This is a genomic window from Lysinibacillus sp. COL-1, assembly GCF_059814265.1.
The window spans coordinates 721,540-745,041 of record NZ_JCAWSJ010000004.1; the positions used below are offsets into that span (position 1 = coordinate 721,540).

Here is a 23,502-nt window from a genome sequence, read left to right on the forward strand (position 1 = left end):
TTCTCATAGTATTTAATTATAAGTGGGTTTTTAAGTGGTGACAAGAAATTATCTTGACATCTATTTTTACACATTATATAATCAACATTGTTGTCTCGAGGTGATTAAACGAATGAAATGGTCAATTCATCAATTATCTAAATACCGCCAAAACGGGATGCCAATCGATGCCTTTGTCCAGCTGGACGAAGTGATGGAGCGAAACCAGGATATTCGAGCAATTTCGCCCGTTCATGTAAAAGGGCTATGTACTTTTGGTGCATCGCAAATGACATGTCAGTTAACTGTGACAGCAACGTTAACACTGCCATGTGCTCGCACGTGGGAGGATGTTGAGTTTCCAATTGAAGTCGAAACAGTTGAAATTTTTAGCTGGATTGATGAAGATAAACGAGGAGACGATGACGGAGACATTCACTATATAGAAGGTGAAGTCATCGACATGAAACCAATTCTCGAGGAATTAGTATTGCTTGAGGTACCAATGCAAGTGTTCAAGGAAGATTCTGAAGGACAAGTGCAGGGCGGTAAAAACTGGTCTTATGCAACAGATGAAGACGTAAAGCTACACAAAAAAGCTGACGAACAAAAAGTGGATCCAAGACTAGCTTCTTTAGCTAAGTATTTTGATCAAACAGACGAATAGACGATCTGTAAGGAGGTGCCATCAATGGCTGTACCATTTAGAAGAACTTCTAAAACTGCAAAAAGAAAGCGTCGTACGCATTTCAAATTATCTGTACCTGGTATGGTAGCTTGCCCTAACTGTGGTGAGGCAAAATTATCACACCGTGTTTGCAAAGCTTGCGGACAATACAAAGGTAAAGAAGTAGTAAGCAAATAATACAGTGTTTGCTCACTTAAAAGGCTAGTAGAGAGACCATGGCTCTTTACTAGCCTTTTTGTTAGCTTGAAAAGACGGAATATTTCGTTGATTATGAAGTTCTTTACAATAGTAAAATAATTGTGTGATACAATTTATTCACAGGAATAAAGGGGGTAACAGTATGTCTTACACAATTGATAATCATGATGGCATTATGACATTTACCATTAACCGTGAAGAGAAGCGGAATGCTGTCAATGATGAGGTTATGAATGGTCTTCAAGAAGTCATTACATATATTCGTCAGCATGAAGATGTGCGTTTTTTGGTAGTGACAGGTGCAGGCGATAAATCATTTTGCTCAGGAGGGGATTTATCTGAGTTTCATTCACTGGAAACAGAGGATGAGGCATTTGGTATGTTAAGTAAGATGGGGAAAATATTATACGATCTTGCTACGTTACCTGTGCCCACTATAGCGCTTATAAATGGTACTGCTGTTGGCGGCGGCTGTGAAATTGCAACAGCTTGTGATTTCCGTTTAGTGGCAAGTCACGCGAAATGTGGCTTTATTCAAGGTACATTAGCCATTACAAGTGGATGGGGTGGCGGTACATATTTATTTGAACGAGGTTTACGCCATGATCGCGCGATGAAGATGCTAGTAGATGCAAAGCCGTATCCTGCACAGCTACTATATGAAATTGGATGGGCGATGCGTGTATTTGAAGGCTCAAAAGAAGAGGCTTTAAATGATTTTATTGAACATATGCGAAAAATTCATCCTGCTGTTCATAAAGCCTATAAGGAAATTGAACTTCGGAAGTGGCGTGAACGCAATATGTATGAGCGTGTGATGGAGGAAGTTCGTACTTGCGCGAAGCTGTGGGAAAGTGAAGCGCATCACCAAGCAGTTAATAATTTCTTGACCAAGAAGAATAATAAGTAATGTATAAAGGCAGTGATGAGAGGGAAACATCATCACTGTCTTTTTTCATGCAATGATTCTATTTTGCCCACTTGTGCATATAGTAGTAAAAAATGCGAGGGTGATAGATTATGGAATTGAAAAAAAGAAAAGATCAATGGACAAAGGAAGACGATGAAAGACTAGCAGAAATTGTGTTGCATAATGTGCAAAATGGCAAAACACAGCTAGAAGCCTTTGAAATGGCGGCTGTAGAATTGGGTCGTACAAAGCAAGCTTGTGGCTTCCGCTGGAATAAAACATTGCGTGGTCAATATAGTCAGTCACTATTAGCTGTTCGAAATCAGCCCCAACAATCTATGCGAAGTCACTTGAAATTGGCATTGACAAGTTTTGACGAATTAACGGAGGCTTATCAAACGCTTGAGATGAAGCATCGTGAATTGCAAAATGAGCATGATAAGTTAGTGAAATGGCTACAACAGGGCTACTCATTGATGAAAGATTAAAGTTCTAAGTATGATGACTACATTATTTTTCTTTCCTGGCGATAAAACCCTTTCAGTGTATCGTCAACAATCGGTCTATCCTGTATAATAAAAGAACCTGCATAGAAGGTGCCTTAGAAGTAATCTGAGGCACCTTATTCTTATAGTTTTATTTTGGTTTAGCAATTGTTTTTTTGTGCCGAAAACATTCAAACGAAGGAGGGGTGGAGAAGATGGACGTAGCGGTAATTGGTGCAGGAGCGGTAGGTCAACTAACAGCGAGCTTTTTAGCGGAATCGGGTATGTCAGTAACGTTGGTTGCAAGGAGGCAGGAACAGGTCAATGAACTAAATACAAAGCAGTTAACACGTATCAATGTTGATGGTACCAAAACTGTGCAAAATGTTGTTTCTACTACAGATTTGGCCACTCTACCACCACAAGATTTACTTGTGATTGCTGTTAAATATGGTCATTTGCAAAAGCTCTACAAACAATTTGCTGCATTATCGAGTGATATGCCATTGCTTTTTATGCAAAACGGCTTAGCGCATTTCGAGGAGGCACTCACCTTACCACAAAAAAATATTGCCTTTTGTTCAATTTCTTTTGGTGCTCAAATGATGGGGCAAGCAACAGTTCAACATAGAGGGGTGGGACACTGTAAACTTGCGGTAGAAAGAGGGGATCAACGGATCTTTCAAAAGCTATTACAATTACAAAATTCTTTGTTTCCTGTTGAGCTGGTTCGTAATGCTGAGCAAATGCTTTTTGAAAAAGCAGTGCTAAATAGCTTAATTAATCCATTATCAGCTGTATTGAAAGTGAAGAACGGTGAGTTGGTAACGAATCAACAGGCGTTTTTACTTATGGAAACTATTTATAAAGAGCTTACAGAAGCTTTTGAAGCTATTGAACAGACTATACCTTTTACTGATGTGGTAGACTTATGTAGGAAAACGGCCAAGAATACATCATCTATGCTTACAGATCGTCTACAGGGTCGAAAGAGTGAAATTGAAACAATTGTTGGTGTCATTCTAAACAAAGCTTTGGCTAACGGTCATAATTTACCTACTTTGCGTACTTTATATCACCAAGTACTTGCAATAGAGGAGAGCGGTGAACGAAGTTGAAAGACTTTTTACATATACTGATTAGTATCATCATTTTTTGTCCAATTGTTCTTTTTGTCATTGTTTATCTTGTTGGCAGAAAGGTTAAAATTCGCGGCACACATGCTTTTGGAGCAGCATCTGATGTGACGACATTGTGCTTGTTTTTTTCTGTTCCATTAGCTATTGGGGTGCTGTGGCGCGTGAATGTAGGAGCACTTTTAGTCATGCTTGCGATAATGATGGCTATGATTTTTACATATATTGATTGGAGAACTAAAAAGGAAATAGAAGTAAAGCCGTTACTAAAGAAAATTTGGCGTTTTTTATTTTTAATACTTAGTACAGCCTATGTAGTGATCTGGATAGTGGGGGTTATTCAATCCATTGTAGAATATTTACAGGTTGTCTAAGCATTTTCTTTTCATGTTGAAGCTATAAGCGTTAAAATAATAGCATCAAAATTAGTTATAAAAAAATCATTCTTTATGAATGGGAATATTGATTAAATTCATAGATCTTAGTGCTATAAGCATAGTTTAGTCATCTTGTGCTGTTGCTAGCTTATGTAATGATGAAAGATGGGCTAAAAACATTTAAGACATCATGTGCATAGTATGAATGGAATTAATTTCTCATTATGGAGTAAGAAAATGATTTAGTGAGTAGAGGAGTTTATGTTAAATGAAACTGGAGTCTATCCAAGTACCTATAAAAAATCATGTGCTAGCAGATTACTGGTCGCCAAATACCGCCATTCATCAATTTTTTGAGTATGAGTATAATGATCAAGCTTTTGAGGAAAGAGCGAAGCATTTAGCACAACATGCTCGAGACCAAAAAGAATTAACAGCCATCATTCGTCAATTTATGGAGCCGCTTGGGCTTTCTAACAAGGCGAATGAACATTTAGAACAACTAGAGCAAGGAGCTATGGTGGTAGTCGGTGGACAACAAGCAGGTATCTTAACTGGCCCTCTTTACTCCGTTCATAAAGCTATTTCAGTGATAGCATTAGCGAAAGAGCAAAGTGCTAAGCTTCAACAGCCTGTCATTCCTGTTTTTTGGATAGCTGGAGAGGATCACGACTTAGAAGAGATTAATCACACTTATACAGTACATGGAGAATTACTAAAAAAGCGTGCGTATAGTGAGCGCTCTAGACGTAAAACGATGGCTTCTGCAACAGTTCTAAATAAAGAGTTGATGACGCAATTGATTAATACAATTGTTCGGGATATTGGTGAGACAGAGTATACGGAAGCGTTGATGAAGCAACTAGTAGACGCGCTGAACGAAAGTGAAACATTTACAGACTTCTTTGCCTGTTTGATGAATCAACTATTCAAAGAGGAAGGTCTGCTGTTAATTGATGCAGCCAACTTCCAATTCCGTAAATTTGAAAGCAAATATTTTGCGCAAATTATCCACTACAATGAAGAAATTGCTAGAATAGTAACGGAACAGGAAGAGGAACTGGAGCGTGCTGGCTATGGTAAGCCTATTTTGGCGACATATGAAGCGGCCAATTTATTTTATGTAGAGGATGGAGAACGTCATCTTTTAGAAAGAAAAAATGAGCTATTTGTTAATTTAGCGGCAAATCTCAAATTTACACAGGATGAGCTGTTGGCAATTGCTGACAAGCATCCTGAACGTTTAAGTAATAATGTAGTGACTCGTCCGTTAATGCAGGAGATGACACTGCCTGTGTTGGCATTTGTTGGTGGCCCAGGTGAATTGGCTTATTGGGCAACACTGAAAAATGCATTTTCAGCATTAGATTTACAAATGCCGATTTTTGCGCCTCGTCTTCATATCACAATTGTTACACGTCACGCAGAGCAATTATTACGTGAGCATCAACTAACTGTGACGGATGTATGGGAAGGCAAAGCATTGCAGTTAAAAGAACGTTTTATTGCAGACGTGCAGGACAGTGAAGCAAAACGACAAATACAAGCTATGCAGCAGATAGTAACAGAAAAATATGAGGAGCTAGCTTCCTATTTAGAAAAACAGCATTTGCATTTAGAAAAGATCCTTGTGAAAAACCAAGAAAATCATGAGAAGCAATTTGATTATCTACAGCAAAAAATTGAACAAACTGTACTAAGCAAGCATGAAGCGACGATTCGTAAATTTATGACGCTGCAACATGAATTGTATCCAAATGATGGTTTCCAAGAGAGAACCTATAATCCATACCAATATATCAATGAGTTTGGACCTATGCTAATTACCGAAATGCTGAAACAAAATTACAGCATTGGTAAGCACCACTATTTACTCTATTTATAAATAATGAAATAAGTTCTTTTTACCTAATTATTTGTTTACCTCCATATGGATTTGGTGAATAATGTCGAGAAAAATAGTATATAAAGAGCTATCCTACTAAGGGTAGCTCTTTTCTTATGTCCTTTAGCATATATCAAAAAAAATCCTAAAGGCCAAATTGCATATTAAGTGATAAAATGTCAAGTTTTTTTTAAAAAAAGTGGAGGAAAGTGGGGGGATGTGGTACATTATTTAATAAAGTGGGGTGAGTAGTATGTTCATGGGAGAATATCAACACTCCGTTGATGCAAAAGGGCGAATAATCGTACCGGCAAAATTTCGTGAAGCTTTAGGCGAAACGTTTGTTGTCACAAGAGGTCTCGATAACTGTCTATTTGGCTATCCTATGAATGAATGGCGAAAACTCGAAGAAAAATTAAAAGGTTTACCAATGACCAAAAAAGATACCCGAGCATTTGCAAGGTTTTTCTTTTCTGGAGCAACAGAGGTAGAAATAGACAAGCAAGGGCGTATCAATATCCCAACTACTCTCATGCAACATGCACATCTTGTAAAAGAGTGTGTGGTGTTAGGGGTTTCAAATCGAATTGAGATTTGGGCAAAAGATGCTTGGGAAGCTTACTTTAGTGAGTCTGAACAATCTTTTAATGAAATTGCAGAAAATATGATTGGCTTTGATTTTTAACTTTTATAGGTATTACAACGCGATAGTTGTATGAGGTTAAGGCCTGAAAGGAGCGTGTGGTATGTTCGATCATACAACCGTGTTATTAAAAGAAACTGTTGATGGGTTGAACATCGATCCTGATGGTGTATATGTGGACTGTACGCTAGGTGGTGCAGGTCACAGTGAATATTTAGTACAACAATTATCAGATAAAGGTCGTTTGATTTGCTTTGACCAAGATACGACGGCCATTGAAAATGCGAAAATTCGATTAGCGCCCTATATTGAGCGTGTTACATTTATTCATTCGAATTTCCGTTATTTAAAAGAGGAACTAGTAGCTCATGGTTTCGAGCAGGTTGATGGCATTTTGTATGACTTAGGCGTATCTTCTCCACAATTAGATACACCTGAACGAGGCTTTAGCTATCACCATGATGCACCACTTGATATGCGTATGGATCAAACAGCAACGCTGACAGCATTTGATGTTGTCAATCATTGGGCATATGAAGATCTCGTTCGGATATTTTTCCGTTATGGGGAAGAAAAGTTTTCAAAGCAAGTGGCTCGTAAAATCGAAGAAGCTCGTAAAGTAGCTCCAATTGAAACAACTGGTCACCTTGTAGAATTAATTAAAGAGGGTATTCCAGCAGCGGCACGCCGAAAAGGTGGACATCCAGCAAAGCGCATTTTCCAAGCAATACGAATTGCTGTCAATGATGAGCTAGGCGCAGCAGAGGATTCATTAGTCGATGCGATTGATATGATTAACGTAGGGGGGCGCATTAGTGTCATTACGTTCCATTCATTGGAGGACCGCCTATGTAAGACAATCTTTAAGGAAGCGTCATCATTACCGGAATTACCACCAAACTTACCTGTAATTCCTGATGACATGAAGCCAACTTTAAAGCTGATTACACGAAAGCCAATTATTCCTTCTGATGAAGAATTGGCAGTCAATAATCGTGCACGTTCAGCGAAGCTTAGAGTGGTGGAGAAAATTAACGACAAAGGGCGTGAGTAAATGGCAGCAGTTCGTGTAAGGCAACAGCACCAACATCAACAAGTGCAACAACCGATAACACCACCTAGTCCACAACCCACTATCATACGTCGTAAAAAACCGAACCAGAAGTTTGAAAAGACAATGCTACTTGCTTTAGTTGGCATTATTATAGTTTTAGGAGTAATAGTGTTAAATAAACAAGCAGCTATTCAAACAACAAGTATAGACATTCAAAACATTGAATCAGAAGCAGAAGAGATTGCGAAACAGAATGTTGACTTGACGGTTCGTGTGAGTGAACTTTCTACATACGAAAACATATGGAAAAAAGCGAAAGAACTCGGTTTAACTCAAAATGAGAAAAATGTAAAGGTAGTGCCGGGAGAATGAAAAAAAAGAGATTTCGATTCCAATGGGGAGCCTTTCTATTATTAATTTTTTATGGAGGGCTCTTTTTTCTATTATTTACAAGAATGGTGACGATTCAGGCGACAGGGGAAGTAGAAGGACAAGAGCTTGCAGCGAGAGCCGCAGCGAAGTATGGTAAAGAAAGTGTACTTACAGCAAATCGTGGGAAGATTTATGATCAAAATGGGCAAGTAATTGCGGAAGATACATTAAGTTACCGCATAATTGCCATTGTAAGCGAAAAGGCTACGACAGATCCTAAGAAACCAAGACATGTAGTAGATTCTGAAAAAACGGCCGAGGTTTTGGCTAAGTATATTCCAGCAATGAAGGACAATGAAGAAGAGATTGTTAAAAAACTGAACAATCGATATAGAAGTGATGGCGAGCCTTTATACCAAGTTGAGTTTGGCAGCGCTGGACGAGGCATTAGTCACGAAGTCATGAGTAAAATAAAGGATGAAAAATTACCAGGAATCCTATTTGTCAGTGACTTAAAACGTTATTATCCAAATGGTGTATTTGCCTCCCATTTAATAGGCTATGCACTGAAAAAGGATAATGAAGATGGAACAGTTACAACAAAGGGAGAAATGGGCCTAGAGTATACGTACGATAAAGAGCTAACAGGCGTCAATGGCAAGATTAAATATGAGACGGATGCATTCCATTACTTACTCCCAAATAGCGAGAAAATGGTGACACCTGCCAAAAACGGGAATGACATTTATTTAACGCTCGATAAAACAATCCAAAGCTTTTTAGAGGAAGCAATGACAAAGGTTGAACAGGAATATAATCCTGAATCTATGACAGCGGTCGTAGCAGATCCGAAAACAGGGAAAATTTTAGCGATGTCTCAGCGTCCTACGTTCAACCCTGAAACACGTGAAAGTCAAAATATGAAGTGGTTGAATGAGGTGATTGAGGAGACAATCGAGCCTGGATCAACGATGAAAACATTCACGCTTGCTTCAGCTATTGATACAGGAAAATGGACACCGAATGAATGGTTTATGTCAGGATCATATACAGTATTTGACCGTACGATTCGAGATCACAATAGATATGGTTGGGGACCGATTACTTATTTAGAAGGGTTCCAACGATCTGCCAATACGGGTATGGCCCATTTATTAACGAAGATTGGTGATGATGTCTTTATTGAATATCTGGACCGCTTTGGTTTTGGTCATAAAACAGGTATTGATTTACCGAATGAAGCGGCAGGTACTATTTTATCGAAGTATCCTATTCAACGAGTGACAACAACTTACGGCCAAGGTTCTACAGTAACGCCTATTCAGTTAATCCAAGCGATGACAGCAATTGCGAATGATGGAAAAATGATGCAGCCGTATGTTATTGATCGTATTGTCGACTCATCAACTGGAAAAGTTATTCAAAAGCATGAGCCCGTGGAAAAAGGACAACCAATTAAAGCTGATACAGCGAAACAAGTACGAGAAATCCTTGCTTCAACGTTAACCTCAGAAAAAGGTACGGCGAAGGATTTTATACTGGAGGATTATGAGGTTGCTGGGAAAACGGGGACTGCCCAAATTCCAAAAGCTAGTGGTGGATATCTTTCAAACCAATACCTCTATTCATTCTTAGGCTTGGCTCCTGTAGACGATCCACAGTTAATTGTCTATGTCTCAGTGAAAAAACCTAAGTTGAGCAACGAGCTTGGATCTGTACCAGTGTCAAAAGTATTTAACCCAGTTATGTTAAATAGCTTAAAGCATCTTAACATCAATCCAGATGATGTACAGCATGTCAATAAAGTTAGTATACAAGATTATACAGGTCAAAGTGCTGAAGCGGTGGAGGTAGAATTAGCGAATGATGGTTTACAGCCAATCATTGTTGGCGCTGGTGGTAAAATTATTGAACAATATCCAACGAACACTCAAAAACTTGTAAAAGGTAGTTTTATATTTTTAAAGACAGATGGCGAAATAACATTGCCAGACTTTACGAATTGGTCATTACGCAATTTACTTGTTTTTAAATCTATGACAGGGCTAGAGATGGAAATTTTCGGTGAAGGCTTTGTAGCGAGTCAAAGTGTATCCGCAGGAACTATCATCACTGATAGTTCACCGATTGTTGTCAAGCTCAAAACACCTGCAGAAAGCTTTGTGCAAGATGTTGAAGCCCCCGCTGAGGGTGAAGTTGAAGAAATAGAGGATGAATAATACTGAATAGAAGTCCACTTTATTTCATACGTTGTAAAAAACAAGGTGTGATGTCGAATGAAGTGGATTTCTATCCATTCTAAAAAGCGTTTACGTATTTTATATGTGTTGTTTATGTGTGTGGCTGTGGCAATTATTGTAAGACTGCTCTTTTTGCAAGTATTAGATCAAAAAGAACTGACAACGAAGGCAGAGGAGAATTGGGACCGAGAAATTCCATTTGCAAATGAACGTGGGCATATTACAGATCGAGATGGTGAAAGCATCGTAACCAATAAGCTAGCTCCAACCTTGTATTTCATGCCTTCACAAAGTAAGGATATTGAAGGGGCTGCAGAGAAAATTGCGCAAGTTCTGGAAGTAGACAAAGAGAAGCTACTAGAGAAAATGCAGAAAAAAGCCTATTTAGTGAAGTTAGCGCCGGAAGGGAAAAATATACCCTATGAAAAAGCGGTGGAATTACAAGGTATGCAAATTGAAGGATTATACAGTGGTGTGGACTATTCTAGGGATTATCCTTACGGCACACTCTTATCTCGATTTTTAGGCTTTACTGGCTATGATGCTCAAGGCTTAGCTGGGATTGAATATGAATATGATAAATTATTGCAGGCTAATTCTTCTGCGATTCGCCTCTTTACAGATGCAAAAGGTAATAATTTACCAAATGTTTCGAGTGCATGGAAAGCGGGAGAGGATGGTGCAACGATAGAGTTAACCATCGATGTCGATGTCCAGCAGGTTGTTGAGCGTGAATTGTCACAAGCTATGAAGCGCTATGAAGCTGACCAAGCATTGGCTATTGCTATGAATCCAAATAATGGTGAAATTTTGGCATTAGCCTCCTATCCGACTTTCCATCCAGCTGAATATCAATTAGTAGAGCCTGCGATTTATAATCGAAATTTACCTGTATGGATGACATACGAGCCTGGTTCAACTTTTAAAATTATTACCTTGAGTGCAGCCTTGGAAGAAAATTTAGTGGATTTAGAACATGATACTTTTTATGACCCAGGCTATACAATGGTTGCTGGTGCAAGGCTTCGCTGTTGGAAGCGTGAGGGGCATGGGCATGAAACATTTTTAGAGGTAGTTGAAAACTCCTGTAACCCAGGTTTTATAGAATTAGGACAGCGGTTAGGTAATGAGCGGTTGTTGCAATATATTAAAGATTTTGGTTTTGGTCAAAAGACAGGATCTAATATTGCTGGTGAAGCTTCAGGGATTTTATTTTCTAAGGAAGCCTTTGGACCTGTTGAGCAGGCCACCACTTCATTTGGGCAAGGGGTAGCCGTGACACCTATTCAACAAGTGCAGGCAGTAGCTGCTGCAATCAATGGAGGCAAGCTCTATACGCCATATGTTGTGAAAAAGGTATTTAATCCGAATACAGGGGAAGTTATACAAGAGACGGAGCCAGTTGTTAAAAATCAGGTGATTCGTGAGGAGACATCTGCCAAAGTACGAGGCGCATTAGAATCGGTAGTGGCGAATGGTTCAGGTCGACAAGCCTTTCGTGATGGCTTACGAATTGGCGGTAAAACAGGAACCGCACAAAAGGTTGAAAATGGTCGTTATAAAAGTGGAGAATATATCGTATCATTTATAGGCTTTGCGCCTGCAGACAATCCGCAAATTGTCGTCTATGTAGCTGTTGACAATCCGAAAAAGACAACACAGTTTGGCGGTGTTGTAGCAGCACCGATTGTTGGGCAAATTATTGAGGATGTTGCACCTTTTGTAGGTATTGAAAAATCGAAGGAACAGCTTGAAAAGGATTATCGTTATGGTGATCCAATTACTGTGAAGGTACCGAATTTTATTGGTCAAACAAAAGATGATATTGCCAAGCAATTTTATCCATTCCGCATAGAATGGCATGGGGAAGGGACCAAAATTGGTAACCAATTACCTGAAGTGGATAGTGTTATCAAACAAGATGGTACCATTCATTTATATTTGGAGAACTAAAATAACTTTACCTTTAAAAAATGGGAAAGAACCACTATTATTATGAAGGGTAGTAATAAATAAATGAAAGTTTATGCTTTTTTCTTAAAGAAGAAAGTGAAACAAGATTTAAAGGAGATTTTTCAATGAAACTCGCAACAACACTTACCATTTTAGCTCTTGCTTTTATAGTAACAGTTATCCTGGCACCAATTAGTATTCCACTTCTTCGTCGTCTAAAGTTTGGGCAAAGTATTCGTGAAGAGGGACCAAAATCACATATGAAAAAAGCTGGTACACCAACAATGGGAGGAATCATTTTTTTAATATCTATCGTCCTTACAACTGTTGGTGTAGGTAGCTTTTTAGATTTATTAACGACACAAACCGTAGTACTTTTATTAGTATTAGCAGGGTTTGGTTTAATAGGTTTATTGGATGATGGTTTAAAAGTTGTATTTAAAAGAAATTTAGGTTTAACTTCTCTTCAGAAGTTGATTGGTCAAATTGTTATTGCTATTCTTGCTTATTTCCTGCTGTATGTAGGATCATTTGATACAACGCTCGCTATTCCGTTTACTGAGTGGACAATAGATCTTGGGGTATTCTATGTAGCCTTTTTAATTTTCTGGCTAGTAGGCTTCTCCAATGCCGTAAATTTGACGGATGGTTTAGACGGGCTAGTGGCAGGCACTGCTTCAATTGCCTTTGCAGCATTTGGCGTTATTGCGCTCTTCCAAAATCAAGCGGATATTGCACTATTTACATTTGCTGTAACAGGTGCTTTATTAGGATTTTTATTATTTAATGCCAATCCTGCCAAGGTATTTATGGGAGATACGGGTTCGTTAGCATTAGGTGGGGCATTAGCGATGGTATCTGTGCTAGTAAAGGAAGAATTCTTGCTTTTGCTAGTTGGTTTAGTGTTTGTTATCGAAACATTATCCGTTATTTTACAGGTAGGTAGCTTTAAGCTTCGCAAAAAGCGTATTTTTAAAATGAGTCCTATCCACCATCACTTTGAATTATCAGGTTGGTCAGAATGGAAAGTCGTGCTTGTCTTCTGGTCAACTGCTCTAGCAGTAGCATTGATTGCAGTCTTATCGGAGGCGTTCTAATGAAAAACTATACAGATTTACAACATAAAAAAGTACTTGTGTTAGGTCTAGCAAAGAGTGGTGTAGCCGCTGCTGAAATTTTACATGAGCTTGGCGCCTTTGTAACCGTCAATGATTCCAAACCATTTGATGAAAGTCCAGATGCACAAGGTTTATTACAAAAGGGGATTACAGTGATTTGTGGTCGTCATCCTGAAGATTTACTAGATGAAGGCTTTGAATTAGTAGTCAAAAATCCTGGGATACCATATAGCAATCGAATTGTGGCTGATGCCCTTCGTCGTGAAATACCTGTCTGGACAGAGATTGAGCTTGCTTATTTAATTAGCGATGCGCCATTTATTGGTATAACAGGATCAAATGGCAAAACCACAACGACAACTTTAATTTTTGATATGTTAAATAGTGGGAGCAAAAATCCTCTAATTGCGGGGAATATTGGGACAGTAGCCTGTGGTGTCGCAAAAGAAGCTAATAAAGATGACATCATTGTAACTGAATTGTCTTCATTCCAATTGATGGGAATAAAAACGTTTAAGCCAAAAATCGCTATTTTAACAAATCTTTATGATGCACATCTTGATTATCATGGGACATTTGACAATTATGCTGGAGCAAAGTTTGGTGTGACACGTAATCAAGATGATAGTGATTATTTTATTTATAATGCGGATCAACCGATTGTTGTTGGATATGCAGCACAATCGAATGCTCAAAAAGTTCCATTCAGTTCAAAGGGACGTACTACAAGCGGCATTAGTGCAGATGAGACAACGATTTATTGGCAAGGTGAGCCATATATGGAGCGTGCTCATATCGCCCTGCCTGGCAAGCATAATTTAGAAAACATCCTAGCAGCCGTTGCAGCTTGTATTTTAGTTGGCTGTGACAAGGCGAAGATGGAAGAGGTGTTAGCGACTTTTGGTGGCGTTCGTCACCGTACACAATTCGTTCGCGAATGGAATGGTCGAAAGATTTACAATGATTCTAAGGCAACCAACTGCTTAGCAACAAAGAGTGCTTTAGATGCTTTCCAAGCACCTATTATTTTACTCGCAGGTGGCTTAGATCGTGGACATTCTTTTGAAGAACTTCGCCCTTGTATGCAGCATGTAAAAGGTGTTGTTGCATTTGGAGAAACAGGCTTACGCTTTGTAGAATTTGCAAAGTCGTGTGGTGTCCAACAGACAGTCATTGCCCAAAATGTAGAAGACGCTGTACACTATGCAGCACCGATGTCGGCAGAGGGAGATATTATCTTACTATCTCCAGCATGTGCAAGCTGGGATCAATATGACAGCTTTGAAATACGCGGAGATGTTTTTATTGATGCTGTAATGAAGCTGTAATGAGCCTGTAACTATTTTAGAATATACTTGACTTGGAAGGATGGCATTACTGAGAGGTAAAGAAAGTTACTTATTGCTCGTCACAACTTTGATGCTATCAATAATCGGCATTGTTTTCGTCTATTCTGCAGGTACCTACTGGAGTGCCGTTCATTATAGTGGAAAAATGCCGTTTTATATGAAGCAAAGCATATACTTTGTGGTAGCCATTGTCGTATTTTTAATCACGATTCGATTAAATATTTTGAGAGAGCAGTCCTTTTGGAAAATGGCCTATATATTTTCGTTAATTTTACTTGTTCTCGTACTAATTCCAGGTATTGGGCTTGTGAGAAATGGCTCGCAAAGCTGGATTGGTTTAGGTCCATTAACAATTCAGCCAGCAGAGCTAACGAAAATTACAGTCATTGTGTACTTGAGTCATATATTAGCGCAACATAAAACAGGAAAACCGATTGTTAATTGGCGCCATGGGGCGATTCTTCTACTACCCGTTGCCCTTATTATGTTGCAGCCTGATTTCGGCTCAGTATTTATTCTTGTTGTCTCTGTGTTTTTATTATTTTTTGTCGCTGGCTATCCTCTAAAACTGTACGCCATGATTATGCTAGTTGGTGTTGCTGGATTGGTAGGGCTCATTGCGACAGCACCCTATCGTCTAAAGCGTATAGAAGCATTTCTTGATCCATGGGCGGATCCCTTAGTAAGTGGATTCCAAGCAGTGCAATCCTTAATGGCAATTGGTCCAGCAGGGATATTCGGTCATGGTTTTGGTCAAAGTCGTCAAAAATTCCTTTATTTACCTGAACCGCAAAATGATTTTATTTACGCGATTATTTTAGAAGAAGTCGGATTAATTGGTGGCCTTGTCATTTTAGCGCTCTTTGTACTGACAATTTATGCAGGCTATAAATTTGCTGTACAGGCTAAAAATCGAACATCCTATTATGCGATTATCGGGCTTGTTACGATGTTGATGGTGCAAGCATTTCTAAATATAGCTGTCGTAATAGGTTTAGTGCCAGTAACGGGTGTTACATTGCCCTTTATTAGCTACGGAGGTACATCTTTAGTAACAATGTGGTTAATAATAGGTATTATTTATCAATTAGCGAAATAAATATAAAGGAGGAGTACTTTTTGGAGAAAGTAATCGATATAGAAGATCGCATACCTACGCTTAAAAAGCGACGAAAAAAGCGTACTAACCGGAAATTTATAGTGCTAATATTACTTTTCTTTATTGTGTTAGCAGTACTCCTTTATTTTCAATCTCCATATAGCAATATCAAGAAAATCACAGTTCATGGTGCTAAGCTAGCGAATGACGAATATTATTTGGAGACAAGTACCCTTGTTCCAGGTAAATCAATGTGGGGTTTCAAAGTGGAAGATGTTGAGCAGATTTTATTAAAGGATAAATGGGTAAAAGAAGCACATGTTAAACGTAACTGGCTACAAGGCGTTACAATTGAAATAAAAGAATGGAAAAAGGTTGCGTACTTAGCTGGAGACGGCACCTACTATCCTTTGCTAGAAAACGGCAAACGCTTTGAACAAACTGGTAATGATACACCAATTGATGCACCTGTTTTTATCGGGATAACCGGTGAAAAAACCATTAATAAGCTTGTTGAGCAGCTAGCGCAATTAAAGCCGGAAGTTTTGGCTTTAATTTCTCAAGTTAACACGAATAGTAATGATGCGAATCCAAATGCGGTCAAGCTTTATATGAATGATGGCTATGAAGTACGTGCTGTGATTCAGACGCTGGCGGAAAAGTTAGATTACTACCCCTCGATCGTTGCGCAAATTGCCAACTTAGAAAAAGGTGTGATCGATTTAGAGGTCGGTTCATACTATCGTCCTTTTAATGAGGAGTACAACAAGATAAGTATTGACTTGGAAGCAAGTGCAGATGGGGAAATGGTTAACCAGGAAGTGACGGAAGATGAACAACAAGAAGAATAGCAAAGGGAGTTTTTTTTCTAGAAAACAATTTGAATTACTAATTGTTTGTGTAACAACAGGATTTATCATAGGCTATTCATACAACCAAGCAAAAGACAATCGGGAAGCAGGCACTATTAATTCAGAGCTTTTTGAGCAAGAGGACTCTTATCGTGAGGAGTTAATCACTCAACAAGAACGCAATAAAGAGCTTACAGAAGAGCTAAATAATTTACAAGAACAGATTCGAAAGTATGAAAAATCATTTGCTTCAAATGAAAAGGATTATAAGAAGCTTGTTGAACAAGCAGAGGATTTACGTTTATTACTTGGTGAACTAAAAAGTGAGGGAAAAGGCATACGTGTAACTCTTCAAGATGGAGACTATGATCCGAAATCTTTGAATCCAAATGATTATATCGTTCATGAAAGCCATGTTTTTAAATTGTTGAACGAACTGAAAATTTCAGGTGCTCAAGCCATTGCTATCAATGGACAACGTGTTATGGCTAATTCCTATATTCGCTGTAATGGACCAGTGATAACAATTGATGGGACACAGCACCCAGCGCCATTTGTGATAGAAGCAGTAGGTGATTCAGAAACTTTAATGGCTTCTTTAAATTTAAATGGTGGTGTGGTGGATCAGCTATTAAATGACAATATTATCGTGTCATTGGAAGAAAATCAAAAGCTGACAATGCCAAAAGTAAAAGTAGAGAGTTAAGGACAAGCTTTATTGATCCTACTTAAAGTCTAACTTAGCCTCCAGATAAATAGACGATTGTAGTATTTACAATTCAAATATGAATTCTGCGGGGCATGCGATACGTCTAGGAGGGGCTATTTTGAAAAGAAATATGTACACCCGAATAACGATCGTGCTATTTATTATCGGTTTGATGATAGCGGTACAATACAATACCATACAAAAACCAGCTGAGCGAGATACACGAGATATTTGGGCAATAAGAGAGGAATTAGCACAAGAAAAACAAAGACATTCCGCATTACTGGCAGAAATTCGCTCACTTCATGAAGTAGTGGATCGCTATGAGCAATCTGAGAAAGTAAATCAGCAAGCAGCTTTAAATGAAACATTAAATCGTTTAAAGCTACAGGCAGGATTAACAGAAGTTATGGGGGCAGGCGTCATACTACATGTTGAACCTGCACCAGAATTAATTGAAATGGGGTATGAAATTAAAGAAATTTCACCCGATTTATTAACTCAGTTATTAAATACGCTTTTTAAAAATGATGCTACGAGTGTTTCCATCGACGGCAACCGTGTTGTACAAACAACAGCCATTCGGGATATAAATGGTAAGACAACAGTGAATAGTATACCATTGTCTTCCCCTACTTTCGAGGTTCATGTTGGGACAAGCAATTATAAAGCAGCACAAAAATTGTATAATTCACTACAAGCCTCAACATTTGTAGACTCATTTTATTTAGATAATTTTAATTTAGTGATTGAAGAGCCAACTGAGCAGTTACAAATTCCAGCATTTGATCAGCCATTGACAAATGATTATTTAGCAGAGGTAAAAAAAGGAGATTAATATATGTGGCTACCATTTTTAGGTTTGCTATTTGGACTTGCCCTTGGCTTGTTAACAAATATACAAATCCCCTCTATGTATGAAAATTATCTGTCAATAGCTGTTTTAGCAGCTTTAGATACATTATTTGGTGGTATTCGCGCGCAATTACAGCAAGTTTACGACGATAAAGTATTTGTATCAGGATTCTTTTTTAATATAGTTCTAGCAGCGGGTTTAGCCTTTATAGGCGTGAACTTAGGGATTGATTTGTATTTAGCAGCCATTTTCGCTTTTGGAGTACGTTTGTTCCAAAATATAGCAATAATTAGGCGTATATTACTAACCCGCTTAGATGAAAAACGTCACAAGAGAAAAAGAACTTCCATAGAATGAGAGAAAAATTGACCAAAATACTCGATTTGCTTAGACATTATGCCAAATTTACAATAGAATGAAAATAAGAGCATTTTTCAAGGAGGTGCAGCGAATTGAATCAGCAAGATTTATACATTTCACTTGATATTGGGTCCTCCTCTATCAAGGTATTAATAGGTGAAATGAGTGACGGGCAATTACATGTAATTGGCGTCGGAAATGTAAAATCGAATGGCGTTCGAAAAGGTGCAATTGTTGATATTGATGCAACAGTACAATCTATTCGAAAAGCAGTAGAACAAGCCGAACGAATGACAGGTTATCAAATTCATGAAGTCGTTTTAGGCGTTCCAGCTAACCAGACGATGTTACAGCTAGTTAAAGGTGTTGTCGCTGTGAATAGTGAAAATAGAGAAATTACAGATGATGATTTAGACAGAGTGGTAGAATCTGCACAAGTCATGTCGATACCTCCTGAACGTGAATTAGTTAACATCATTCCAAGACAGTTTATTGTAGACAACCTTGATGAAATTAAAGATCCTCGTGGTATGATTGGCATCCGCCTTGAGATGGATGCAACAATGATAACGACTTCCAAAACGCTTCTACACAACGTTCTTCGCTGTGTAGAACGAGCTGGTTTAAGTATACGAGAAATATATTTGCAGCCATTAGCATCAGGCTACTTTGCATTAACTGAAGATGAAAAAAACCAAGGGACTGCCTTTATAGACTTAGGAGGCGGATCTACAACAATCACGGTATTTGAAGAGGGTTTGTTAACGCATACGGGTGTCATACCAGTTGGTGGTGATCATATAACGAAAGATATTTCAATCGTTTTAAAAACACCAACAGAACAAGCAGAGCAGATCAAACACCAATTTGGACATGCCTTTTATGACGATGCATCTGATGATGAAGTCTTTGAAGTGCCTGTTGTAGGTACAGATTCAACTGATCAGTACAGTCAGCGTTATATTTCAGAAATTATTGGCGCTAGATTAGAAGAATTATTGGAGTTAGTGATTGATGAGTTGGCGCGTTTAGGTGTTCGAGATTTACCAGGTGGCGTTGTTTTAACCGGTGGCGTTGCAAAGCTTGAAGGAATAGCCCAATTGGCACGTCAAATTCTACAAACGCGTGTAAGAATCTATACACCCGATTATATTGGCGTTAGAGAGCCTTCATTTGCGACGGCAGTTGGACTTATTCGTTACGCCTATTTAGAAGATGATTTTTACGGTAAGAGTACGAATACGCAACCTGTTGAATATGCAGCTGTAGGGGCTCAACCAGCTATAAATAAAAAGCAAGAGTATTCTACACCTTCAGAACCAAAAGAAAGCGTAATCGGGAAAGCAAAAAAATTATTTGATAAGTTTTTTGATTAACTAGAATGCGTAATGAATGATACAGAGTCGAGTTACCGTGGGAGGAAAAAGAGATGTTAGAATTTGATACAAGTGTTGATGAACTTGCAGTAATAAAGGTCATAGGTGTTGGTGGCGGCGGTAACAACGCGGTCAATCGAATGATAGAACATGGTGTACAAGGCGTTGACTTTATCGCAGTGAACACAGATGCACAGGCATTAAACTTATCCAAAGCGGAAATAAAGCTACAAATTGGTGCTAAATTAACGCGTGGACTAGGTGCAGGTGCAAATCCTGAAGTAGGAAAAAAAGCTGCTGAAGAGAGCAGAGAACAGCTAGAAGAAGTTCTTCGTGGGGCAGATATGGTATTTGTGACAGCCGGTATGGGTGGCGGAACAGGTACTGGTGCAGCCCCAGTTATTGCACAAATTGCACGTGAATTGGGAGCCCTTACAGTAGGGGTTGTCACACGCCCATTTACGTTTGAAGGACGTAAGCGCCAAACACAAGCAATCGGTGGAATTGGTGGTATGAAGGAATCAGTAGATACACTGATTGTGATTCCGAACGATAAGCTTTTACAAATTGTTGATAAATCAACACCAATGTTAGAAGCCTTCAGAGAAGCTGATAATGTTTTACGTCAGGGTGTACAAGGTATTTCGGACTTAATTGCAACACCTGGTCTTATTAACTTAGACTTTGCTGACGTGAAAACAATTATGTCTAACAAAGGTTCAGCATTAATGGGCATTGGTATCGCAACAGGCGAAAATAGAGCTTCTGAAGCTGCGAAGAAAGCAATTTCAAGTCCATTGCTTGAATCGTCAATTGATGGTGCTAAAGGTGTCCTTATGAACATTACAGGTGGTTCAAATCTAAGTTTATTTGAAGTACAAGAAGCGGCAGATATCGTAGCTTCTGCGTCAGATGAAGAAGTAAATATGATTTTCGGTTCTGTTATTAATGAAAATCTTAAAGATGAAATCATTGTTACAGTTATTGCGACTGGCTTCACTGAAGAAGCACTACAGCAACAACGTAATACAGCAAAACCGTCACTCAACATAAACAGACAATCTGCTCCACAACAACAGGCGCCGATTCGTGAACAACGACAAGAAACGCATGTTCAACAAGAGCAGCCACGTCAAAATCAGCAACATTATGCACAGGATGACATGCTTGAAGTACCTGCATTTTTACGTAACCGCAAAAATCGCGGATAAAACAAGCATAAATCTTCTAGAAAGCTCGTATTCTACTTAGGTAGGGTACGAGCTTTTTATATTGCATAACATGTTGTTCAAATGTGTAAGGAAACCATGTATTTTGTCAAAACATTTTCAGGAAATGATGCGATTGTTTGACAATATTTGTGGGAATAACGTGCTAACTTTGTAAGTAGGAGGCGGCTGTTATGTATGGAGAATGGCTGGTGCTCATTAATACGCTTTTTAATCTAGCAATACTCACGTTTACGGCAAGAGTAACAGGGGTCTTGGTGAAGAATTCAAGATTATTAATGAGTTCAATTTGTAGTAGTTTTGTAGCTGTCATTGGCGGTCAAATGCTGTGGACGACGATTCTTAGTTTTATATTGCTAATTGGTATAGCATTTCACTTCAAGATTCGAAGTTTTCAGAAGCAAGGTCCTATTGTATTAACAGCAACAATCGTTATTGGCGGTTTATTAACAGCTCTACAACCTTTTTTGAAAAATCTTTCTGTTACCCATTTTATTATGATTTGCTTTTTACTTGCAGTTTTAAATCTTATTGCATTCTACAAGCAATGGGGTTTTGTAAAGCTAGAACGCTTAAGTGGTCAATTTGTTTTTGATACAACTTTAAAAATTTTGGGGGCAACCATACCACTTTCTGCTTTTGTGGATACAGGTAATCAAGCTATTGAGCCATTATCAGGAAAGCCGGTTCATTTTGTTTCCTATACAGCTTTACGGCCACATTTACCTTCAGCGTTCCGTCAATCATTAATAGAATGGCAAGAAACAGATCCGTACAATGTATCCATGTTTTCAGAAGATTATCAGCGTTATATACGATTTATTCATGTTAATACGGTACAGCAGCAAACCGTAGTGCTTGGTTTTCGTTTTGATGAGTGGCATATAAAGGGGGAGCCCTCACAAGTGAAAACGAATGAATATATCGTTTTAACCAAGAAAGCTAAAAATTTTCCACATAGCACAGCAGCAATTTTACATTTTTCAGCGCTTTCAAATAACTCATAGAGGGGGAGAACTATTGCTTCTTAGGCTACTTGCTAGCTTGAAAAAATTATGGAGTAAGTTTCGGAGTCGTGAAACGTACTATATAGGGGGAAATGATTCATTGCCAGTGCCATTAAGTCGAGAAGAAGAAGTTACAGTCATTGCATCCTTTATGAACGGTGATTTACGTGCTAGAGACACACTAATTGAACGTAATTTACGTCTTGTTGTATATATTGCAAGACGTTTTGATAACACAGGCACGCCAATAGAAGATTTAATCAGCATAGGCTCGATTGGTTTAATTAAGGCGATTGAAACGTTCAATACTGATAAAAATATTAAGCTTGCAACATATGCATCACGTTGCATTGAAAACGAAATTTTAATGCATTTACGAAAAACAAGTCGTATGAAGGGTGAAGTTTCACTAGATGAACCACTAAATTCTGATGCAGATGGAAATGAATTATTACTGTCAGATATTTTAGGAACAGAAGAGCATATTATTCTTGATAATGTTGAGAAGAAAATTGAACGTCAGCATATGTTCCATGCGATTAATTTATTAGGTGCGCGAGAGCGGTATATTATGGAATGTCGTTTTGGTCTCAATGGAAAAGTTGAAATGACTCAAAAAGAAGTGGCAGATCATTTAGGCATATCGCAATCATATATTTCCCGATTAGAAAAGAAAATTATTCAAGACTTACGTGAAAATTTAAATCAACCGATTTCGTAGAAAGGGAAATTTAACCTACCTAAAATTGGTCGCAGCTTTTGTGCATATTCTTGTTTCTCTCGGACAAACTGATGTCACGGTTTAGTCAGAGAATAACATCCGGAGGAATCGAATATGCGAACAAAAGTAGATCTTTGCGGCTTAGATACATCGACTTTGCCAATTTTAAAGCACGAGGAAATGAAGGAACTCTTCATCCGTTTACAAGCTGGAGAAACTGAGATTAGAGAAGAGCTTGTCATGTGCAATTTAAGGTTAGTGCTTAGTATTGTCGGTAGATTTGCCTATCGGGGTGAACAGGCAGATGATTTATTTCAAGTGGGCTGTATTGGGCTCATGAAAGCCATTGATCATTTTGATTTAAAGCATAATGTACGATTTTCGACATATGCTGTACCAATGATTATTGGTGAAATTCGTCGCCATCTGCGTGATCATCATGCATTGCGTGTATCGCGCTCTCTAAGAGATATAGCTTATAAGGCAATGCAGGCAAAAGAGCAATGGATAACCGATAATTTGCGTGAACCAACGATTGAAGAAATTGCTGAGATGATTGACATGAAAAAAGAAGATGTTTTATTCGCTTTAGATGCCATTCAAGATCCAGTTTCATTACAGGAGCCCATTTATTCAGACGGTGGAGACGCTGTTTATATGATGGACCAATTACGTGATGATGATGTATCAGAGGATCAATGGGTTGCCTACGTGTCGGTAAAGGAAAGCTTGCAAAAGCTAGATGAACGTCAGCAAATGATCGTTGCAAAACGTTTCTATTATGGCGAAACGCAAACGGAAATCGCGAAGGAATTGGGGATTTCCCAAGCACAAATTTCACGTCTTGAAAAAAATGCTATTGAAACAATGCAAAAAGATTACAAATAAAAAAATGCGCATCGGATTA

The 23,502-nt window shown here is 38.5% G+C and carries 24 protein-coding genes; all 24 read left to right on the forward strand.

The window, feature by feature from the left end:
- The first annotated feature begins 112 nt into the window (after window positions 1–112).
- The 24 genes from AC6BKE_RS11720 (at window position 113) to sigG (ending at window position 23,483) form a co-directional block, all read left to right on the forward strand.
- A complete protein-coding gene (locus AC6BKE_RS11720) occupies window positions 113–646 on the forward strand; it encodes a YceD family protein (RefSeq protein ID WP_036125282.1) in 534 nt (177 codons plus the stop codon).
- A gap of 24 nt (window positions 647–670) precedes the next feature.
- Window positions 671–844, forward strand: a complete 174-nt coding sequence (gene rpmF, locus AC6BKE_RS11725) for a 50S ribosomal protein L32 (RefSeq protein WP_010858320.1) — start codon at window positions 671–673, stop codon at window positions 842–844.
- A 163-nt stretch (window positions 845–1,007) separates the two neighbouring features.
- Window positions 1,008–1,775: an enoyl-CoA hydratase/isomerase family protein gene (locus AC6BKE_RS11730; protein ID WP_058843463.1), complete on the forward strand. Its 768-nt coding sequence runs from the start codon at window positions 1,008–1,010 to the stop codon at window positions 1,773–1,775.
- A 110-nt stretch (window positions 1,776–1,885) separates the two neighbouring features.
- The gene (locus AC6BKE_RS11735; protein WP_036125273.1) at window positions 1,886–2,263 is read left to right on the forward strand and encodes a transcriptional regulator; all 378 of its coding nucleotides are present in this window, start codon (window positions 1,886–1,888) and stop codon (window positions 2,261–2,263) included.
- Window positions 2,264–2,475: 212 nt separating this feature from the next.
- Complete coding sequence (locus AC6BKE_RS11740) at window positions 2,476–3,378, forward strand: ketopantoate reductase family protein (RefSeq protein ID WP_340812630.1); 903 nt, start codon at window positions 2,476–2,478, stop codon at window positions 3,376–3,378.
- The gene (locus AC6BKE_RS11745) at window positions 3,375–3,770 is read left to right on the forward strand and encodes a DUF3397 domain-containing protein (protein WP_036125267.1); all 396 of its coding nucleotides are present in this window, start codon (window positions 3,375–3,377) and stop codon (window positions 3,768–3,770) included. Before AC6BKE_RS11740 ends, AC6BKE_RS11745 begins: the two co-directional genes overlap by 4 nt.
- 271 nt (window positions 3,771–4,041) lie before the next feature.
- Window positions 4,042–5,658, forward strand: a complete 1,617-nt coding sequence (bshC, locus tag AC6BKE_RS11750; RefSeq protein ID WP_499856854.1) for a bacillithiol biosynthesis cysteine-adding enzyme BshC — start codon at window positions 4,042–4,044, stop codon at window positions 5,656–5,658.
- A 253-nt stretch (window positions 5,659–5,911) separates the two neighbouring features.
- Complete coding sequence (gene mraZ, locus AC6BKE_RS11755; protein ID WP_036125263.1) at window positions 5,912–6,343, forward strand: division/cell wall cluster transcriptional repressor MraZ; 432 nt, start codon at window positions 5,912–5,914, stop codon at window positions 6,341–6,343.
- Between the two features lie 61 nt (window positions 6,344–6,404).
- Window positions 6,405–7,355 carry a 16S rRNA (cytosine(1402)-N(4))-methyltransferase RsmH gene (gene rsmH / locus AC6BKE_RS11760; protein ID WP_036125261.1) on the forward strand — a complete coding sequence of 317 codons (951 nt, stop codon included), beginning with the start codon at window positions 6,405–6,407 and terminating at the stop codon, window positions 7,353–7,355.
- On the forward strand, window positions 7,356–7,727 hold the full coding sequence (gene ftsL2 / locus AC6BKE_RS11765) for a cell division protein FtsL (RefSeq protein WP_036125259.1): 372 nt from the start codon (window positions 7,356–7,358) through the stop codon (window positions 7,725–7,727).
- Window positions 7,724–9,946, forward strand: a complete 2,223-nt coding sequence (locus AC6BKE_RS11770; protein ID WP_051891697.1) for a penicillin-binding protein — start codon at window positions 7,724–7,726, stop codon at window positions 9,944–9,946. The genes ftsL2 and AC6BKE_RS11770 overlap by 4 nt, the downstream gene beginning before the upstream one ends.
- Before the next feature lie 57 nt (window positions 9,947–10,003).
- Window positions 10,004–11,920 carry a stage V sporulation protein D gene (locus tag AC6BKE_RS11775; protein ID WP_036125256.1) on the forward strand — a complete coding sequence of 639 codons (1,917 nt, stop codon included), beginning with the start codon at window positions 10,004–10,006 and terminating at the stop codon, window positions 11,918–11,920.
- Between the two features lie 125 nt (window positions 11,921–12,045).
- The gene (mraY, locus tag AC6BKE_RS11780) at window positions 12,046–13,017 is read left to right on the forward strand and encodes a phospho-N-acetylmuramoyl-pentapeptide-transferase (RefSeq protein ID WP_036125252.1); all 972 of its coding nucleotides are present in this window, start codon (window positions 12,046–12,048) and stop codon (window positions 13,015–13,017) included.
- Window positions 13,017–14,366: a UDP-N-acetylmuramoyl-L-alanine--D-glutamate ligase gene (gene murD, locus AC6BKE_RS11785; RefSeq protein WP_036125250.1), complete on the forward strand. Its 1,350-nt coding sequence runs from the start codon at window positions 13,017–13,019 to the stop codon at window positions 14,364–14,366. Before mraY ends, murD begins: the two co-directional genes overlap by 1 nt.
- Window positions 14,367–14,406: 40 nt before the next feature.
- Entirely contained in the window at window positions 14,407–15,486 is a 1,080-nt protein-coding gene (gene ftsW / locus AC6BKE_RS11790; protein WP_089931941.1) for a putative lipid II flippase FtsW, read from the forward strand.
- A gap of 20 nt (window positions 15,487–15,506) precedes the next feature.
- The gene (locus AC6BKE_RS11795) at window positions 15,507–16,337 is read left to right on the forward strand and encodes a cell division protein FtsQ/DivIB (RefSeq protein ID WP_036125245.1); all 831 of its coding nucleotides are present in this window, start codon (window positions 15,507–15,509) and stop codon (window positions 16,335–16,337) included.
- Window positions 16,318–17,043 (forward strand): DUF881 domain-containing protein, encoded by a 726-nt coding sequence (locus AC6BKE_RS11800; RefSeq protein WP_036125243.1) that lies wholly within the window; start codon window positions 16,318–16,320, stop codon window positions 17,041–17,043. The genes AC6BKE_RS11795 and AC6BKE_RS11800 overlap by 20 nt, the downstream gene beginning before the upstream one ends.
- Window positions 17,044–17,164: 121 nt before the next feature.
- On the forward strand, window positions 17,165–17,884 hold the full coding sequence (locus AC6BKE_RS11805) for a DUF881 domain-containing protein (RefSeq protein ID WP_036125239.1): 720 nt from the start codon (window positions 17,165–17,167) through the stop codon (window positions 17,882–17,884).
- Between the two features lie 3 nt (window positions 17,885–17,887).
- Window positions 17,888–18,259 carry a small basic family protein gene (locus AC6BKE_RS11810; RefSeq protein ID WP_036125237.1) on the forward strand — a complete coding sequence of 124 codons (372 nt, stop codon included), beginning with the start codon at window positions 17,888–17,890 and terminating at the stop codon, window positions 18,257–18,259.
- A 95-nt stretch (window positions 18,260–18,354) separates the two neighbouring features.
- Complete coding sequence (gene ftsA, locus AC6BKE_RS11815; protein WP_036125235.1) at window positions 18,355–19,638, forward strand: cell division protein FtsA; 1,284 nt, start codon at window positions 18,355–18,357, stop codon at window positions 19,636–19,638.
- A 53-nt stretch (window positions 19,639–19,691) separates the two neighbouring features.
- Window positions 19,692–20,849 carry a cell division protein FtsZ gene (gene ftsZ, locus AC6BKE_RS11820; protein ID WP_058843469.1) on the forward strand — a complete coding sequence of 386 codons (1,158 nt, stop codon included), beginning with the start codon at window positions 19,692–19,694 and terminating at the stop codon, window positions 20,847–20,849.
- A 191-nt stretch (window positions 20,850–21,040) separates the two neighbouring features.
- A complete protein-coding gene (locus AC6BKE_RS11825) occupies window positions 21,041–21,874 on the forward strand; it encodes a sigma-E processing peptidase SpoIIGA (RefSeq protein WP_499856855.1) in 834 nt (277 codons plus the stop codon).
- Between the two features lie 13 nt (window positions 21,875–21,887).
- Window positions 21,888–22,595, forward strand: coding sequence for an RNA polymerase sporulation sigma factor SigE (sigE, locus tag AC6BKE_RS11830; RefSeq protein ID WP_009373518.1), 708 nt, complete (start codon window positions 21,888–21,890; stop codon window positions 22,593–22,595).
- A 114-nt stretch (window positions 22,596–22,709) separates the two neighbouring features.
- Window positions 22,710–23,483, forward strand: coding sequence for an RNA polymerase sporulation sigma factor SigG (gene sigG, locus AC6BKE_RS11835; RefSeq protein ID WP_004227313.1), 774 nt, complete (start codon window positions 22,710–22,712; stop codon window positions 23,481–23,483).
- Window positions 23,484–23,502 lie beyond the last annotated feature (19 nt).